This is a genomic window from Microbulbifer sp. ABM4_008 (assembly GCF_056311705.1).
Window position 1 is genome coordinate 2,842,695 of record NZ_CM149970.1, and the last position, 17,744, is coordinate 2,860,438.

General features: G+C 42.7%; 12 protein-coding genes. 2 read left to right on the forward strand and 10 right to left on the reverse strand.

Features of this window, described 5'->3' with window-relative positions:
• Positions 1–95 precede the first annotated feature (95 nt).
• The gene (locus ACYX4J_RS12170; protein ID WP_476176700.1) at positions 96–1,835 is read left to right on the forward strand and encodes a WD40/YVTN/BNR-like repeat-containing protein; all 1,740 of its coding nucleotides are present in this window, start codon (positions 96–98) and stop codon (positions 1,833–1,835) included.
• 104 nt (positions 1,836–1,939) lie between these two features.
• Here ACYX4J_RS12170 and ACYX4J_RS12175 read toward each other — a convergent pair whose 3' ends face one another.
• From ACYX4J_RS12175 to ACYX4J_RS12220, 10 genes are all read right to left on the reverse strand, one after another.
• Complete coding sequence (locus ACYX4J_RS12175; protein ID WP_476176701.1) at positions 1,940–3,337, reverse strand: tryptophanase; 1,398 nt, start codon at positions 3,335–3,337, stop codon at positions 1,940–1,942.
• A gap of 498 nt (positions 3,338–3,835) precedes the next feature.
• Positions 3,836–5,335: a vanadium-dependent haloperoxidase gene (locus tag ACYX4J_RS12180; protein ID WP_445359811.1), complete on the reverse strand. Its 1,500-nt coding sequence runs from the start codon at positions 5,333–5,335 to the stop codon at positions 3,836–3,838.
• Positions 5,336–6,479: 1,144 nt separating this feature from the next.
• Positions 6,480–6,638, reverse strand: a complete 159-nt coding sequence (locus tag ACYX4J_RS12185; protein ID WP_444932948.1) for a hypothetical protein — start codon at positions 6,636–6,638, stop codon at positions 6,480–6,482.
• Between the two features lie 392 nt (positions 6,639–7,030).
• Complete coding sequence (locus ACYX4J_RS12190; RefSeq protein ID WP_476176702.1) at positions 7,031–9,502, reverse strand: ABC transporter permease; 2,472 nt, start codon at positions 9,500–9,502, stop codon at positions 7,031–7,033.
• Positions 9,496–10,146 (reverse strand): ABC transporter ATP-binding protein, encoded by a 651-nt coding sequence (locus ACYX4J_RS12195; RefSeq protein WP_476176703.1) that lies wholly within the window; start codon positions 10,144–10,146, stop codon positions 9,496–9,498. The genes ACYX4J_RS12190 and ACYX4J_RS12195 overlap by 7 nt, the downstream gene beginning before the upstream one ends.
• Before the next feature lie 367 nt (positions 10,147–10,513).
• Positions 10,514–11,167, reverse strand: coding sequence for a hypothetical protein (locus ACYX4J_RS12200; protein WP_476176704.1), 654 nt, complete (start codon positions 11,165–11,167; stop codon positions 10,514–10,516).
• A 952-nt stretch (positions 11,168–12,119) separates the two neighbouring features.
• Positions 12,120–13,676 carry an IS1182 family transposase gene (locus ACYX4J_RS12205; protein WP_476176705.1) on the reverse strand — a complete coding sequence of 519 codons (1,557 nt, stop codon included), beginning with the start codon at positions 13,674–13,676 and terminating at the stop codon, positions 12,120–12,122.
• 213 nt (positions 13,677–13,889) lie between these two features.
• Positions 13,890–14,189, reverse strand: a complete 300-nt coding sequence (locus ACYX4J_RS12210) for a hypothetical protein (protein WP_476176706.1) — start codon at positions 14,187–14,189, stop codon at positions 13,890–13,892.
• Positions 14,190–14,733: 544 nt separating this feature from the next.
• Complete coding sequence (locus ACYX4J_RS12215) at positions 14,734–15,096, reverse strand: hypothetical protein (RefSeq protein ID WP_476176707.1); 363 nt, start codon at positions 15,094–15,096, stop codon at positions 14,734–14,736.
• A gap of 71 nt (positions 15,097–15,167) precedes the next feature.
• Positions 15,168–16,376 carry an IS91 family transposase gene (locus ACYX4J_RS12220; RefSeq protein ID WP_444913297.1) on the reverse strand — a complete coding sequence of 403 codons (1,209 nt, stop codon included), beginning with the start codon at positions 16,374–16,376 and terminating at the stop codon, positions 15,168–15,170.
• A 374-nt stretch (positions 16,377–16,750) separates the two neighbouring features.
• Between ACYX4J_RS12220 and ACYX4J_RS12225 the strand changes: the two genes are divergently transcribed.
• Entirely contained in the window at positions 16,751–17,731 is a 981-nt protein-coding gene (locus ACYX4J_RS12225) for an integron integrase (RefSeq protein WP_475712991.1), read from the forward strand.
• The last annotated feature ends 13 nt before the right edge of the window (positions 17,732–17,744 follow it).

Here is a 17,744-nt window from a genome sequence, read left to right on the forward strand (position 1 = left end):
TGTTTACTTATAAATGAGTGACAACGTTTTGAATACTATCTCAGAGCCAAATGCAATACAATTGGCAGGCTTTGGTCCAAATTATGGAGAATAATATGTCAGGGATGAACCCTCTCAGGTTCGTTAAGTCTTGCCCACTTCTTTTAGCGGTCTGTTTATTATTTCTACAAGGTTGTGCGGGGCAAGTTAATATGCTACCAACATTAAAAGAAGACGCCCCTATTAGCGAACAAGATGGAATTGTTGTCGCTCGAATCATTAATGCCTCTGGAGTTGCCCTGCCGTTTAATCAACTCACAATTAACCCGGAAAACTTGAATGAGTCTAAATCTATAAAACCCGAACGTCTCCTTGCGGATCGACCAAAGCTAAATGGTACAACGGTATTTGCCTCTTCTGTCAAACCAGGGAATTACTCTATTAGTAGCATTCGGGCGTTCTATTCAAACGGTAATGGATGGTACAGCCGTTTCGTAAGTGCAGATGAGAAGCTGGGGACCTTTTCAGTTACGCAGGGTGAGGTCACTGATCTTGGTACTTTGATCTATTATCCAAAGCCACAAGGTGATAGATACCTTGACCTTTTGATTCGCGCGCCTGAATCAAAAGAAGGAGAGGTAATTGCAAAGCACTTTCCATTCATAAAATACGATCCTCAATCAATCAACGGGTGGCATATCGATGAAAATGATGAAGAGCGAGAGTCAGCTTATATATCCATTGCACAGAACCCCCTGACATACAGCGAAGAGTATATTTCTCCTGATAATTCCATCTACTTTCTTGGAAAGGTCGGCGTGTTTATGAAACGTACCCCCGACGGGGACTGGGAGCTTGATGCTGTTGACACCAATCATGAATTAACGGCTATCGCACAAAACAATCATGGTGATCTAGTAGTCGGGGGGAGTGAAGGCGCCCTATTCTGGCGCTCTGCTAAAGGGGATTGGCTAGACATATCATTGGAGCATAATACTCACATTGAAAACCTGAAACTTCTAGATACAGGAGAGATAGAACTTCTAGTTACTCGCGACTTTGAAGTGAATATTTATAGGGGAGTAGTAGCAAATTCACAAGTAAAGTGGAAACTTTTGAATCAATACTCCTCAAGATCAGGTCAAGGATGGAAGCATATTGCGGAAGTAAAAATAGGGGAAATGAAAGCCCACACCAAGAGTGACCAACATATATACAATACAACTATTTTTGAATTCAACGGCCAGAATTACATAACTGTCCGTGAGCAATCAACGTATGGAAGTATTATATTTTCGCCAATCAATAGCGAAATCTTCATCTATGATCCTGAAAGTTGGATGATCGAAAAAACAGTAGATGATTTTGACCTAAATGCAATTATTGACGCAGGCGCAGTTCAGTTAGGTGTCGAGGAAGCTGGCTTCTGGTCCTGGACAGGAAAGCCAACCTATTACAAAATTGATAAAAATGGCAACCAGGATAAAATAACTACGTATATTAAAGAATGTAAAGAGAGCAAATCTTCCAGAAATCGCTGTATAAATAGAAATTTCACATTTCGATCCGTTCCCTGGTTCTCAACTGACAATGAAGCCGTTGCGATTGTTGGTTTTTCACAAAGTAACTTTTCTGGTAGGGGTCGTGAAACAGAAAACAGAATCTTAACAACAACGGATGGCGGAAAAAGCTGGATATCTACAGACAATAAACCACCTACAGATTACTGTACATCTATAGTTCCTCTGGTTGCCGATCGTTTATTAGTTTCCTGCGATGGTGCCAATGGTGATTTCTATGAATCGACAGACTTAGGGGCCAGTTGGAACCAGGTAAGACAACAAGATAATTTCTAGAAAAAATAAGGTGGATACAAACATCCAATGTATCCACCTTATTTTAGTTGTAAAATATACTAAAGAATGGTTTTACTATAATAGAAAAAATAGTTATTTATAGCTCAAATCTCTGTAAATCTAGCAGTAAAATGTCGTAGAACTTGTGGCTCATACTCGAAAGTTAACCCCCGCAATTCATTGGCCCGCGAGCTAAGTTCGATAATCGCATCTGCTACATAATCCATATGATCATTTGTATAGACTCTACGTGGAATAGTAAGCCGCATTAATTCTAGATCTGCTTTCTTTTGTTCACCGGTATCCGGGTCCCGCCCAAGAAGTAAAGAGCCAATTTCCACAGCCCTGATTCCCGCTTCTAGATACAGCGCATTGGTTAACACCTGTGCCGGAAACTGCTCTGATGGAATATGGGGAAGAATCTTCGATGCATCTACAAAAACCGCATGCCCACCTGTGGGATATTGAATGGGTACTCCAGCAGATCTCAATCGCTCTCCTAGATAGGCCACTTGGCCAATTCGGTAGTTCAAATAGCTCTCATCGGCAGCCTCATAGAGCCCCCGGGCCAGCGCTTCCATATCGCGACCAGCCATCCCTCCGTAGGTCACAAAACCCTCCATAGGGACGCAGCGGGTTTGTACGGCTTGAAAAAGTTCCTCATTGTTTCGAATACAACAAAGGCCGCCAATATTTACCATAGGGTCTTTTTTTGCGGACATTGTCAACATGTCCCCATATTGATACATCTCGCGAATAATTTCTAAAATCGATTTTTCTTGATACCCCTCTTCCCTTTGCTTTATAAAGTAAGCATTCTCGCAATATCGAGCCGAATCAATTACCACTGGGATATCATACTTAGTAGCAATTTCATAAACTGCCTGCATATTTTTCATGGACACAGGCTGACCACCAGAACTGTTACAGGTCACAGTAGTTATAATCGCACAGACATTGTGGCTTCCGTGCTCCTCAATAGTGGCGACCAGGCGTTGTAAATCAAAGTTACCTTTCCAATCGTATGCTGTCGTGGTATCAAAAGCACGTTTATCCACCACATTAATTGCTTTTCCACCATTTAACTCTATATGCCCTGCAGTAGTATCAAAATGATAATTTGAAATAAATACAGGCTCCGTCCCTCCACGCACTTGACGCATACGCTCAATCAGAGCAGGAAACAAAATTTGTTCTGCTCCACGCCCCTGATGTGTAGGAACAACCAATTTATACCCGAAAAAATGCTCTACCGCATTGCACAAATTGTAGTAGTTTCGGCTACCGGCATAGGACTCATCACCAAGCATCAAACCCGCCCATTGATTATCACTCATTGCACCAGTACCTGAATCTGTCAATAGGTCAATATAGACATCATCACTGCGCAATAAAAACGGATTTAATCCAGCCTTATTGAGTGCAACCTCCCTATCTTTATAGGTTGTCATCTTGATCGGCTCAACCATTTTTATACGGAAGGGTTCAGGGATTCGCTTCATCACAATTATCCTAACAATACCTGCCATACTGCAGGCAATAACAATCCAATTATTATAAGTAAAGTAATTAGCATAAGAGAAACAGGACCGAATTATATTTTAATTAAAGTTAAGCCCTGTAAAACATCTAAAAACTGCAGAAATACATCAACGGGATATTGTTCCCTACTGAGATTCAGGCTCCTCTGTCAAAAATCATTGTCAAGTATTTCACTTCTTAACTTATGGTACAATAGGCTGCATTATCTATATGGCCTCTTCAGTCACTTGAGTGAACTTATTATCGGGTTCTTAGGTTCACATTTCTTGTGATCGGAAGCCACTCTAGATTTCCCAAGTATCGAGATAAAAGATTATCTAATGACAACTTAGCTCACATTTTAAACATTGATGAACAGAGGTCCCAGAATAGAAACATCTAACTTATAAATGAGGCAGAAGATACTAATTGGATCCGAGCTTATCAATTAGTGATTCTTCTGCCCCACGTCATCTCTCTTAGTTACCTTCTAATTTTGAGAGGTAAAACTGAAAAGCACGATGTGCCACTTGATGACCTATCGCCTGCCCTGCAGGTACTGAAGGCTCAAAGTGTACACCTCCCCATACACGACTATTACCACAGTCCTCTTCAAATGAAGTCCAGGTAGGGAAATATAGATTCAAGTCAGTTTGTGGTGTTACACCAGGTTCAATCTGAGAGCTGCCAGACAGAGCAGTTACAGAATATCCCAAAGTATCGCCTTGAGGTAAAAACAAGCGGCTTGTCTCGGCATGCGCAGCACAAAAGCTAGCTGATGCGGAGGGATACTCAGGATGATCAGCTACAGGCAGATAGCTAGTCCACTGACTGGCGGGCAAATCATTTACAGTTCCCTTTCCAGCGCCCCCCCAAGCCGTTACAGGTTCATCCTTGTAGATATACCGAACAGCAGAAAAAGGTCTTACTGAGTTATGGCGACGCTTTTCCTTCCAAATCGCAATTGCAGTATCAAAAGCTGCCATATTAGTCAGGAAGTCATAGTGTATGAAATCCATCAGGGATAAACCTTGAGATTCAGATGCAAAAACGGCAGCGAAGCCTAAGCTGAATATCTTCATGTCAAATAGCTCAGCTTTCATCTTCTGCTCATCAGTTAAATTCGCTGATGTAGCCAATACATCATTTACTTGCGCTACGTAACTGGGGTAGTTCCAAATTTTGGATTTAATTGGTATCGGTGAAGTGAACTCATCAGGAGATTCGTAGCTGTAGGGCGTAGTCAAGGCAATTTGAGGAGTTACGAACTGCTGAACCCGAAATACGCCTGGTCGCTCCATTAAAACTGCCGGCTGCCATTTTGATGGAAAACGCAGCTTGTAGGCAGAATTAGCAGGTTTAAAGTCAGTATAGTCGGCATAAGGCAAGCGATGATAAAGCTGGTTACCTTCATTACCTAACTGATTCATCCCATCATTGACACGTCCTTCCAGAACTTTTCTACCAGCATAATTTCCTATACCAATTGGTGTCGTCGTATCTTCTGAAATATTTTCAGGATCTAGCCCTAGCTCAATTAGCATGTCATCCCATTCAGATACCAAATGGGGAAATAAACCACTTAGTACTTTGTGGGAAGCATAGGTCAATGCAATATTTAACTCAGTATTATCTGTCGGCTCTGTCATTCGACTAATATCTGAGTAAACGCCCTTTGCTGTCGGATGATAAGGTGCTGTTGCATCAAACCAGGAGTTAGTGATAAGCGTTGTAAAACGGAGTACCAACGTCGCATCATTTGCAGCCGGAGACACTTCAAAGATTGCACAGGCTGCAGCTGGGATTATATTTTGTACCGCAACATTACAAGTCCCTAGCTCTTCAGAGCTACATTTTGGAGGCAATGAAACATCCTCTAACTGAGGACAACTGATGGCCTGCGCTTGCCAACTTGCTGACACAAATACTAATCCTATAATACTTTTTAAAGCTTTTTTATAAGTTACATCTTTTAACATTGGATTTTCCTTTTTGCTATATCCATGTGACTAATGTAGCATCCTAACTACCGATCACTTTTTAATGATAAACACCTAAAAACACTTTAAAACAGACTGCTCGCCCCCATTTCAATTGTAGATGACCATAATTCCTGACATTCTTTTAGTGCCGGCGGCACTTGTATTATCAGAACCTAAAATTAAAAACCAACAGTTAAGGCAAGCTAATGAAACTACTTGCAAAGTAATTACTTGTAAAGATACCAGCTCACAGAAACAGTAATTTTTTGAGATTCAAATTATTGGCAAGCTCCTTTAAAAAGCCAACAATCCATTTTTTCTTTTAACAAACTGCAAAGTCAAAAAAGTTACACCTTAGCGAATATTTTTTGGATTAAATGGGGCGTCATCCCAGCATATATTTTCCATAAACACGAGCTAGCCCAACACAAATAGTGATAAAAGTGCTAATGCGGCAGTACTTAACACTATAAATCCAACACATTTCCATTCAATCATCCGAATTACACTTTCTGCTGATATCGGATTTATCTGTCTTATTTTATGAGCACCTAAATAATTAAAGCCTACTTAACCCAAATACGGATAGCGTGGAGCTACCATCATTGCCATATATAACAGCACCAGCTATTTGATTTTATTCTACTAGAATTGTATTCACTAGGAAATTACAGGCACTTACCTGACATTTCTTGAACAAGCGCACTGAGTAGACCTGAACAACAAGCTACCCCCCTCAAAGGGAGTAAAAATAATTAGCGAGAAGAGCTTTATGAACGACAGCCTCATACTTTAGTGCCATCCCTGGCAGCACAATGTACTGTTAAACGAAACCATAAACTGCATACACATCTGAAAGGCTCTGGAATAATCGCTTATTGCAATTTCCAGAAATAAGCCAACCAACAGTGGATTGGATTCAGCTTTATCAAGAAATATTATCTTTCGAGTGCGAGCAGCGTTAAATCTAGGAAAAATAATTTCACTCTAATTTGCAATACTTAACATCTTTTTGACACACCACAACTTTTATACCAACTTAAAATAACAAACATTTAAAATGCTCTTCCAAGAGCTGTGTACCAATTTTTACCTGCAAGCATCTTACCTGCCCCCATTAGGTACTGAGCATCTTTAATATCTATATATTTCTGACAATATTGCCTATTTCACTATTTTTCAATTCGTCTGAAAGCTTATCCCAATCACTTGGGTCATTGTGAACCAGGGAGTAAAAAGCAAATGCTATTGTTCGCCAGTCTTCTCTATTATCTATTAGCTGATCAAGGCTCTTTTTCATGAATAATTTTCTTAGTAAATACTAAAATCATGTGCAGATTTAACTATAGCGATAATTATCTTCACACTTTTTACTCGCTTATATCACCGTAAACGGCGATGCACACTGTGCCGAACACAGTGCGCCCCCAGACGCATGGAACACTCTTTATAGGTATCGCAACACACATTTTTACAATTCACACACCATTAATATACAACCTCCATCGTTAAGCAACTCTATATCTTCGCCTCTATTGTTCAGAAGACCATGCTGCCATCAGGATGATCAAAGTTCATGTCTTCCCCTGAGACAGTTCGCACAATCTACCGACGGACCTTTTGGCTCAAGATATTCTGTGACATTAATGGCCAAATCCTGTTGGTCTTCCACCAACTAAATTGAAATGTTATTCACCCTGTGCTCCTTAACAAGGTCCCAACGGAAAACTTTAAACAGCTGCGATTGGCAATCATACCAGCGCTGCACACCACCAATGCACTGACGAGTAAAGTAGCAATGATCCATAACCAATCAGGCTTGTAATTGATGCCAAATTGAGACTGATAGATCAATTGAGCCGTAAGGTAAGTACCTAGAATGGCCCCCACGCTAGCAATTAAAGAAGTCAACAACCACTCAAACAGGCTTAGTTTACAGCACGCAAGGCGTGATTGACCAAAGCTGATCAGTAAGGCATTCTTTTTACACTCATCAGCTTCATAGCCTTTGACCGATGCACTGATCACCAACAGTGCCAGCACAATAATCATCAAACTAAATCCAGATACCAACTTAATGACCATCGACAAAGTATCATCAAAGCGTTGCGTTAATTCGCGCACCGAGATTAACCGCAAAGTTGGATGACGCAGCCAAAGCTCTGCCAACTGCACCCAAGCAGTGTCAACAAGCTCAAGGCTACCCATATAAAGAGGCGATATTTGAAGCTGGTTCATGGTGCTTTGCGGCACATTAAACCAAAAGGTAATGGAACCTTTGCCTGGTACATATTTATGACTAGCTTTGATTTCAAAGTTCAAAGATTGCCCCGCAACTTCAAACCGCAATTGGTCGCCGAGCTTCAACCCCATATCAGTCATAACTTCTTGCTCCACCGATACTTGTTGCCAGTCAGCATCCCGATCTTGCCAGCGTTGGCCAATCACGGTTTGGTTGTTGTTTGCTTGCTTAATACTGAAATGCAAGCGGATAGGCTTCTGTAAGCTAGCCAAACTTTCGCTGGGGCCGGTGGTTAATTCCACCAAGGACTGACCATTGATATGGCTTAACTGCCCGTACCAAAATGGCTTTAATTGGCGAATCTCACTGCCAGTTTGCGCACTCCATTGGCGTATGTCTTGCACCTGTTGTTCATTGGCCTGGGTGATCATCAGATTACCATCGTGCTCGCGGGTATAGCCTTCCATGGTTTGACCAATGTCCTTCATCAAACTTAAGGTGAACAGCAACAAAGTGGCACACATGCCAACACCCAGAATTTGAATGGATTTGCTGAGCAAACGCTGTTTCATCATATAAAAACCAAGAGCCATGATGCCCGTTGTACGGCTCGTCACCGTATAGCCCAACCTCAATACCAACCAAGTCAATACCACCATCAACATCAAGGTGGCCGCCATAGCGGATAGAGTCATGGCCGTGAGCAGACCGTTATCAGAGTAAACAAAGGCCACCACAGCCACACCGATTAACGCAAATCCATATCGTGGCAATAGGTGATTCGGACTCGCCATTTGGCGAATCAACTGCGCCGGGGTTACTTTGGCCATCACTAGCCAATTGGGAATTTGGAAAATCGCCAATAGGGCTAATAACAGCATGTAACTGTTGAATAAATCCGTCCATACCCGGGTGGCGGATAGGTCCGTAAACTGTATCTGCATTTGCTGCAAAATTAGGTATTCCGCCCCCCATGCCAAGGCGGTTGCCGGAATTAGACCTGCAATGACTGTTAGTAGCCATTGACCAAATGATAAAGCAAACACTTGGGGTTTATTGCTGCCCATGGCTAAACACACCGCAGCAAAGCGCTGCTGGGATAACAACTGACGTCGACCGGCTTGGTCGATAGCAATGGCAGCCATCAAAAACAACAGTACCGATGCTAAACCCACAAAATTCTCAACCCGTTGCCAAAACATCGCCAGCGGATGGCCACTGTATTTATCATAAAACTGTGCAGTCACTAGCTCAGTAGTGGCCCACTGTTTGAGGGTGTTCAGTTCGCTTTCATCCCCCGTAAGTAAATAGCGAAAGCGGGCATTGTCTGCTTGTATCAGTGAAAGATCATCCAGGTGCACCAATGCACGCATCGCTACGGAATGGCCTTCGAGCAGACGGTCGGGTTCGTGTTGCACCAAACCTGTGAGCTTCAATTGTCCGTGTCCGATGTCTAAGGATTGGCCAAGAGTGAGCTGCAGCGAAGCAAACAATCGGCTATCGACCCAGATTTCACCGGATTTAGGCCCATGGCTCAGGGGTTCTCCTTGTCCATCCGCCTCAAATGCCACTTGCACTGTGCCTTGCACTGGATAAAGATCATCCACTGCTTTTAATTGAACCGCTTGCCAATGGTGATCATTGGTCAAGGTTACATTCACCAGCTGGCTCACACTCAACTGCCGCGCATACTGGTGCAACTCGCTTAGTTGTGCATCGGTTAGTGCTTGATTCTGAGAAATCACCAAATCGCTACCGAGCATTTGCTGCAAATTATTGGCTAAATAAGTTTGAATAGAACTGCTGGTTAAGCTGAGCGTTAAAATGAAAAACATCAAAGTTGCTTGGGTCCAGCGAATTAAGCGCACATCCGCTTGGTGATATTGCTGGCGGAATAACTGCCACACTAATAAAATCAGCATAATGGGCCCGCCATAACCGCAGCTTTGTTGCGCGCCTTGACCACTAATTTGCCTCGGCTCAATTGCAGTAAGGTATCGGCCTGCTGCGCTAATTCCATCGAGTGAGTGACCAGTACCAGCCCTACGCCGTTTTGCTGACAGAAATCAAACATCAATTGCGCGACATGCTGCGCGGTATTCTCATCTAGGTTGCCCGTAGGCTCATCGGCAAAAATAAATTGCGGCTGCATTACAAAAGCACGGGCAATGGCCACCCGTTGTTGCTCACCACCACTCAGTTGCTGTGGTTTATGATACATTCGCTCAGATAACCCTACCTTATCGAGCCATAATTCAGCTGTGGATAATGCGTGTTTGTCACCTTTTAGTTTTAAAGGCAGAGCGACGTTGTTTAAGGCATCAAGTTCGGGTAACAAGTGAAACTGCTGAAAAATAAAACCTGAGTTTTGACGCAGGTTCTTTAATAATTGTGGCTCACCGTTTTTCTGAAATTGCACTTCGCCAGAAACCGGACGTTCAAGGCCCGCCATTAACAGCAATAAGCTTGATTTTCCTACTCCGGAGGGCCCCACAATGGCGTAAGAACGGCCACTGTGCAGTTCAATATTTAAACCCTCAAACAGGCTGACCTGTTGTTTATCCAAGGTAAAATAATGGTCAATTTGCTTTAAGTGAATGCTACTCGACATAGTTAGTTTCTTTAAATAACTGGTTGAGTAGCACTTTAAAAAAGGAAAGGTAAAATGAAGGTGAAATCAGTAGAAATAAGTTACTAACTGGTGATAGCGCCGTGTTCTGCGTAAATTTTGTCCGACAACTATGATCTGTGATGCCGACTTTCTATTTTTATCAATCTTGAGCTTTTCAGACATCATTCTCCAAATTGACCCTCCGAAATTTGAAGTCAATTGATGCCCTTACCCTAAAATTGACTTTTGATTGCCAATACCTGCAAGCCCTAAGGCTTCTCCAGTACCGCCGATATTATGGGCACCTTACATGATTACCTTGTTAGACATCGGGATCAGCTATTGTAATGAACGGCTTAATATCCCTAGCAGGTCCATTTGGTGCAACAACAGGGCGGTAACTAGTAAACTCTGACAAAATATAGGAAATATCTAAAGTAGAATTGTCATCTAGCTCCAGGTTAATAATTAGTTTTTGAAGTTTATTAATTTTAAGACCAACCACACAGTTATAAACTTTTCCAATTGCATCCTCTGAACGTTCGATTACGTCGCAAGAGCCTCTATTAGCATTTAAAATCGAAACTCTTACTGGAGCAATATTAAAGTTCCCTATCTTAGAGTAGGTTCTAAACCGAAAATATATATTTTGCTCCTCACTCGCGGAAACTTTATTACCACTCAAAGGGATAATAGGCAAGCACATAGGGCCCACTGAAAGCTCTTTATGACTCAAAAGTAATGGGTAGATAACAAGAAAACCATCATCGATAGGCACCGAGTAAAGAGGCGGCTTGTAAATCCCAGAACAGTGCTCGCCCAAAATACCTAATACAGCTTGGTCTTCTTCACACCAATCGTAAACATAGGTTCTCTGGTACTTTGGAGAAGGCTCAATTTCAAAGTTTTTAGTCTTACTAAGGGTTGAACAACCGGTACAAACTAAAAATACAAAAAATGCTGAAAATAGTTTCAATGCCTAACTTCCTTATAAATGCCGTAGTGGTAGGACAGCCGGTTACCCGACAGCCCCCACGCAGATCCGGACGTGCGGAATTACCGTATCCGGCTCCTCCGTTATATTATTTACCGCGCAGCTAAATCCTATCAAAGCTATTCACTCTACCCATCTTCGCCTTTTCACCCAATGACTGAAGTGCATAAACTTAGATTCAACTGAATGTAATGCTTGCACTTTTGTTTTCATACAATATCCAGTCCTACATGTCCGGTGTATGTATCGACTACAAGCTCAATATAACTGCCAGCCCCTTCGCCCTGTAGACGGCTTTCCCGCCCTCCGACTACTATGAGCTGGTCCGACTCCCAAGACACCATCGTTCGGCTCGCTTATTCAGCTACACCGCCCTACCCATTCCTTTGGGAGTTACCTTGGGTCTCACAAGTTCTCATTACATCTCTGTACGCATGCCACGACTTAAGAACTCCACTAGGTCTCCACAATCTTGCCATTCAGGTAGCGAAAACAAATTCACTCCTGAGTTGATTGCTTTGTTTGGACTTCGACCACGTTACAAGCCTCGTCACCTAGAATTTGCATTTCGAAGCGATACCAGCACTTCAGGAGCGCGCACTCCCTATGGCCTACATATTTCTCTGTCTACGCTTCACGTTGATTGTTCGCTCGTGCATCCTGCCTCTCAAATACCCCTAATTTAAAGCTCCGCACAACGCGCAAGACTCGATACTGGTGAGTGGCTAACTCATACCAGGCTGGGACTTTCACCCAGCAAGATGCAACAAGCTTCGCTTGTCGCACTAACGAGGCTGTAGAAAAACAGTTTTAGAAAAAGCTGTCATTCTTCAGGTTCCTCCAAACAAAAATTTCGGTCTACATTTAGCGATACCACTAAATTTCTTTCATTGTATTAAATTTAGGGGCCTTGATGCCCTTAACTTATACTCAATCAGTGGATACTGCCATATCTCATCAACTTTTCTATATTATGTACCAAGCAGAACATCTGCCATTGTCCCTGAACCTTAATTTTTCCTCGTAGCGAGAAGCGATTCAATCGCTTGTTGGTACCAATGTTCCCGAACACTGGCTCGACAACAGACATTCGATGTCCATAAATGGTCTTGCCTTCGATACTATCAACCCGCTTTTTCATCCAGTCAGTGGCTGTCCGTCCGTTTGTCCAAGTTAGGGATACTTGCCTTCCGTGTCCTTTTCGAGAGTTGGCAGAATCCGGGTTTCGCATACACTGATTTTTAAGGCTGCATCCCCTGCAGTCAGTGAGGCGCCCTTCGAACAATAGCTTTTTCTTACCTTCACTAACATGCTCTTCCTTTAATAAAAGCATAGATTTTCCTGCCGGACAGATACAGGTTTTCTTTTTCTTATTGAATGTAAATTCACTAGCAGGGAAAGTCTGCTGGACATTAGCCCTACCTTTTTGTTTACGCTTGCCATACTTGGCTTTTTGCTTAGCAAAAGCTTTATCACGTGAACGGAATTTATTGTCAGGTATGTAGGCATTGATGCCGCTCTCTCGCAGGTAGCTGTAGTTAGCGTCGTTGGAGAACCCAGTATCAGCAGTAATGATGACCTGTTTGGCCAAGATGTCTTCATCTATTCCTATATGCTGATAATGGCAACTGATGCCATCGAGAATAGGCTTCAATGTATGATGTTCTTGCCCCTCACCAAAGGCCTGTGCTTCAACAACTATCTGATGCTTCCTATCAACTGCGGCAACGCCGTTATAGCCCTGGATGGTTCCCTTGCTGGTAGTCATCTTGGCTGACTCATTGTCTGTGATATTACTTTTTACTTCTTTAGGGTTTTTACCTTGTCCCATCCTGGGGGAGTGATTCTTTAAGAACTGATCAATTTTATCAAAGTGTTTCTGAAGAGTATCAGCCGCTTTAGCTACCGCTTGTTTTCGCTCTTTTTCTTTAGGCTTCCTGCCATCAAGCCTCTTGTGCTCTTTGAGGCAATATTTGATCTTCTTGCGAATTTTTTCCTGCTTCTGTTCTAGTTCTTTAAAAGTTCCCGAATGTTCTTTGCTGGCATTGGATGGCATCTTGCATCCATCTATTGCAAAAAGTTCGTTGCCAAGCAGCCCCTGCTGATCGCAGACCAGTAACACTTGCTCAAACACCGACTCAATCGCATCAGGATAACTGCTTACGAAACTCGCAATACTAGTAAAATGTGGAACGGTATCGCATGACAGTGCTTTGAAGAGGATATTGTTCTCACATTGCCATTGAATTTCACGGCTTGAGGTAATACCTTTTGAGTAAGCAAACAATATGATTTTCAGGAGGATGGCTGGATCATAAGCGGTTCGCCCGCCGCTATCATTTTGATATTTTTTATGGAAGACAGAGAGGTCGATATGGTCATCAATCAAATGATGAAGTGTAAACTCAAAGGTTTCAGGTTGTAGTTGTTCTTCGAAATTGATGATTACCATTGCATCTTGGTTGTAATCGTAACGTTTGAAATTGGGCATATGGATAATCTCGACATCAAGACCTCCATTTTAACAAAAAAGCTACCTTTTAAGAGTTTTTCTACAGCCTGAACGCCCGCAACAGGGGCGACCAATGATATGCATATTTTGTGCGAAACTGGGAGCGAAGCGATCCGCACAAAATGTGCATAGCGTTGGGCGTCCCGCGGAGGCCCGAAGGGCCGGAGCATCCTGCTTGCGTTTGTTATGAATTTAGCACGTCACTTCACGAATCTCTTCAATTGCAGGTAACCCAGAAAAAATGCCGACTAGCCCAGACACATAGGTAGTCTTACCGATACAGCCTTCCATCTCGGAGTGAACGCTGCCATTTCTAATTGCTGTGTCGGAGAATAACAGTAAACTCAATACGTTAGCTGGAGGCTGTGTCTGTAAATTAATATGATCTTTTGATGGAATTAATACTAAAACATTGCCTCTAGGCGGTTTGTACATATAACCGACAACTTGAACATGCTTGCCATAGTAATTTTCAAACATACCGACAACCATAGGCACATCTCCTCGCATAAACCCACCGGACGGCTTATTACTACAAGCGGTCAGCCCCAAGAGAACTAGTAGTAGTATTGATTTAGTATTTCTCATGAATTCATAACGCCCGGCTCATCGGCGAGCGAAGCGAGTCCGGTGGAGGCCGCAGGCCGGAACGAAATGCAGCCGCTTGTTAAGCTCTGGGCCCATTGTACCTTGACTCATTAATAGACCAGATTACACCAGCCAAAAGATACCCAAAAGCCAAACTACCTATTAATGACCATAATGTATCCATAGTGAGAATGGGTTGATTATTGATTATCTGCCTCAACAGAAATCCTATAACAAATAGAAAACAACCGCCCCCAAGCACACCTCTAGTTAAAGCAAAATGAAACGACCCTTTAGATCGAATTCTTTCCCATCTTTCATTAGGCTTCATTATTGATCCTTAAATTCTTGGTGCTTAACGCTTCACTCAGCTGCGTTTTTGAAGGAGTCCGTTTGTGCTATAAGCACAAAAAGGAGCGACGGAAAAAACGTCAGCTGGAGTGACTTGTTAGCCATGTAATTCATCGATTCTATTTAATACTTTTAACTCGATACGCTGCCATTTAGCAATACCATCCTCTTGAGACAATATTCTTTTCCTTACTCCCCGAAGATGGTTTAACTCTTCGAAAAAGACAACTTCTGATTCTTTGCCGTTATAGGTTTCATCTTCCCCAAGACTCCAAATTGCCTCTGAAGTATCGATATTATCAAGCAGTAAAGTATCTATATCAATGTAATAGCGTTGTAGTCCTTGACTAGTTTCAACGGGACCAAGTAATACCGTTTGAATCAACCCGTCTAGACTATCCAGGGATACAATTCCTTCTAAGTAATCGCCTATTAATTCTTTAATCTCGTATTTATCCATGAGCTACTTCTTACGGCTAACGCTTAGATAACCTGCACTGCAGGCGGTAAAAAAATGACTTGGCATTGAATTTAGGCCGAACTAAAGAGGCCCATTCCTGCAGTGTCTGGTTCATCGCCATGTTGTACATTCCCGCCGGCACTATCTTGCCGAGCCGCCCTCTTTATAAAGGAAATTCCTTTTTTCGCCTTAGACCACACTCTGCCAGTCAACTTTGTAGATTCATGGCACTGCCCACACTCTACCACCAGATCTTGGATTTGCAATCCAGCTGGGAGTCGTTGATCTTTCATTAAACCCACTTGATTACTACATAGATCGTGCTTTTTCTTATTGCACCCAGCATATAACCCATAACTCCGTACCATGTGTTTTCCTATTGGAGGTATGTGCTGCAAGACACGTCTTAAGAACTCCTGAGGCTTTAATCTTAGTCGCTTGCGTCGCTGGTCACGGTGATCAAAATAACGAAATTCCAGCTCCTTATGATCCACGTTTAATATCTGCTTTGGCTTCAGCGGGCCACCTTTGATATATCGTGAAAAATACAGAAGCACTCCTTGTCCATGCTCATATCGATCCTGAATACGAACTGACCATTCTTTGCGATAGCAAGCTTTAAAGAGAATATCAAACTGGCCAATGGGCCAACTGGGAGGCAGCTTGATTAGCCCAGCACGATACTGCTCTAGTAACAGCGCTTGAAACTTTCCCCTATAAAGACTCTTAACCACTCGCACAGGTAATAAATACTCACCTGTTTCTTTCCAGTTTTCTCTTAAAGTCAAACCGCCAGCGGTGATCAGGCAGTGTATATGTGGATGTAAAGTTAACTGTCTTCCCCAAGTATGCAGAGCCATAAGCATCCCGGGGGTTACGCCGTGATAGTCCTTACTTGCCATCAATTCAAATAGCGTTTCTTTACTCGACAAAAAGAGTATATCTGTAAGCTTCTCCTCGTTGTATTGCCATATCGGCAGATACTCATGAGGTATAGTAAAGACCACATGAAAATGTTCTGTATCAAATAATTTACGACGCTGCTGATCAACCCACTGGAGCTGTTTTCTGCCTGAGCAAAGGGGGCAACTTCTATGCCTACAAGAATGATGCTGCTCAGTGACATGGTTGTGCTTACAACGATAATAACTGCTTCCCATCGATTTTGTACGGCATTCTTGTATCGAGGAGATAGCCTTTAAATTTTTTAGTGGTTGCGCAGTTTTAGATAAATAACCACTGTACGCAGAAAATATATTTTGCAATACCCGGTTATGCATTTTCTAAAATGCCTCTTATAATTTAAAAGTGGCACCACTCCCGCGCAGCGGGTTTGTACAACATTTATATAGTAATCATTCTGATCACTATTATCCTGATTACTATCCTGGAATCAATCTAACGAAAAAACACACAAAACCCAAGTAAAATCAATATATTATTCATGATTCAGAACCATTGTACCAAATGGAAAAACGATCACTTTGACTACTATCCCCATTTTATACGAGCTCCCTAACCCATTGAAATAAAATAGGTTTTCAAACATTCCGGACCTAGGCCAAAAATAACGGTCAAACTGATCGAAAATCCTGATGACTCCCAGTCAAATGTTCATTAAACTGTTAATCCATACAGTATCCGGACTGTAAAAATGGACGACATCCCTATTCCGCTACCCCAGCGACCATCCCGCTTTATGGACCGTTTTAGGGCTTTTATACGGTCTCGCTATTTGGCATACAAAACAGAAAAGACATACTGCTTTTGGGTGAAGGACTTTATACGCTTTCATGGGATGAAACATCCGCAGGAGCTCGGAAAAGCTGAAATAGATAAGTGGTTAAGTCACCTTGCTGCTAATCGTAATGTGTCAGCCAATACTCAAAAAACTGCTTTGAATGCAATTATCTTTCTCTATAAGCAGTTTCTGGATATTGAATTAGGGCAACTACAGTTCGAAAAAAGCCATCGGCCTAAGCGATTGCCTGTTACTTTTAGCCATGAAGAAGCAACCTCCGTATTAGAGCACCTTAGCGGTCCAAATAAGCTTGCTGCTTCATTAATGTATGGTTCGGGCCTTAGAGTTATGGAAGCTGTGCGGCTTAGGGTACAGGACATTGATTTTAGTGATCAATGCTTGATAGTACGGGAGTCCAAGGGTGAGAAGTGGCGAAGAACACTACTGCCTCGGTCTCTGGTTAGGCCCCTCAAGGTGCAGATAGCACATGCGCTTTCTCTACACGAGCAGGATTTGGCTGAGGGCTATGGGTATGTCTATTTGCCTTTCGCTCTGGCGAAAAAGTACCCACAAGCAGCGACGAGTGCTGCTTGGCAGTATGTATTCCCCGCTCGATTTCTATCGCAAGACCCTCGCAGCGATATGATGCGACGGCATCATATTGGTGAGCAGCAAGTTAGGCGGGCCGTTGCCAAGGCCGTTTCGGCCCTCAATATTCGTAAGAAGGCGAGCTGCCATACATTTCGCCATTCGTTTGCCACCAACCTTCTGCGGGCTGGTACTGATATACGCAATATTCAGGAGCTACTCGGCCACAACGATATCAGTACAACCATGATTTACACCCATGTTATAGGCGTACATGAGCGCGGTGTTACCAGCCCTCTTGACTAATTTCGGCCCCCGG

Coding starts and splice junctions, on each gene's coding strand:
- ACYX4J_RS12185 (WP_444932948.1), bottom strand. CDS start 6,638: ATGAAAAAGAGCCTTGATCAGCTAATAGATAATAGAGAAGACTGGCGA.
- ACYX4J_RS12210 (WP_476176706.1), bottom strand. CDS start 14,189: ATGGTTGTCGGTATGTTTGAAAATTACTATGGCAAGCATGTTCAAGTT.
- ACYX4J_RS12175 (WP_476176701.1), bottom strand. CDS start 3,337: ATGAAGCGAATCCCTGAACCCTTCCGTATAAAAATGGTTGAGCCGATC.
- ACYX4J_RS12220 (WP_444913297.1), bottom strand. CDS start 16,376: ATGCATAACCGGGTATTGCAAAATATATTTTCTGCGTACAGTGGTTAT.
- ACYX4J_RS12190 (WP_476176702.1), bottom strand. CDS start 9,502: ATGCTGATTTTATTAGTGTGGCAGTTATTCCGCCAGCAATATCACCAA.
- ACYX4J_RS12225 (WP_475712991.1), top strand. CDS start 16,751: ATGGACGACATCCCTATTCCGCTACCCCAGCGACCATCCCGCTTTATG.
- ACYX4J_RS12170 (WP_476176700.1), top strand. CDS start 96: ATGTCAGGGATGAACCCTCTCAGGTTCGTTAAGTCTTGCCCACTTCTT.
- ACYX4J_RS12205 (WP_476176705.1), bottom strand. CDS start 13,676: ATGCCCAATTTCAAACGTTACGATTACAACCAAGATGCAATGGTAATC.
- ACYX4J_RS12180 (WP_445359811.1), bottom strand. CDS start 5,335: ATGTTAAAAGATGTAACTTATAAAAAAGCTTTAAAAAGTATTATAGGA.
- ACYX4J_RS12215 (WP_476176707.1), bottom strand. CDS start 15,096: ATGGATAAATACGAGATTAAAGAATTAATAGGCGATTACTTAGAAGGA.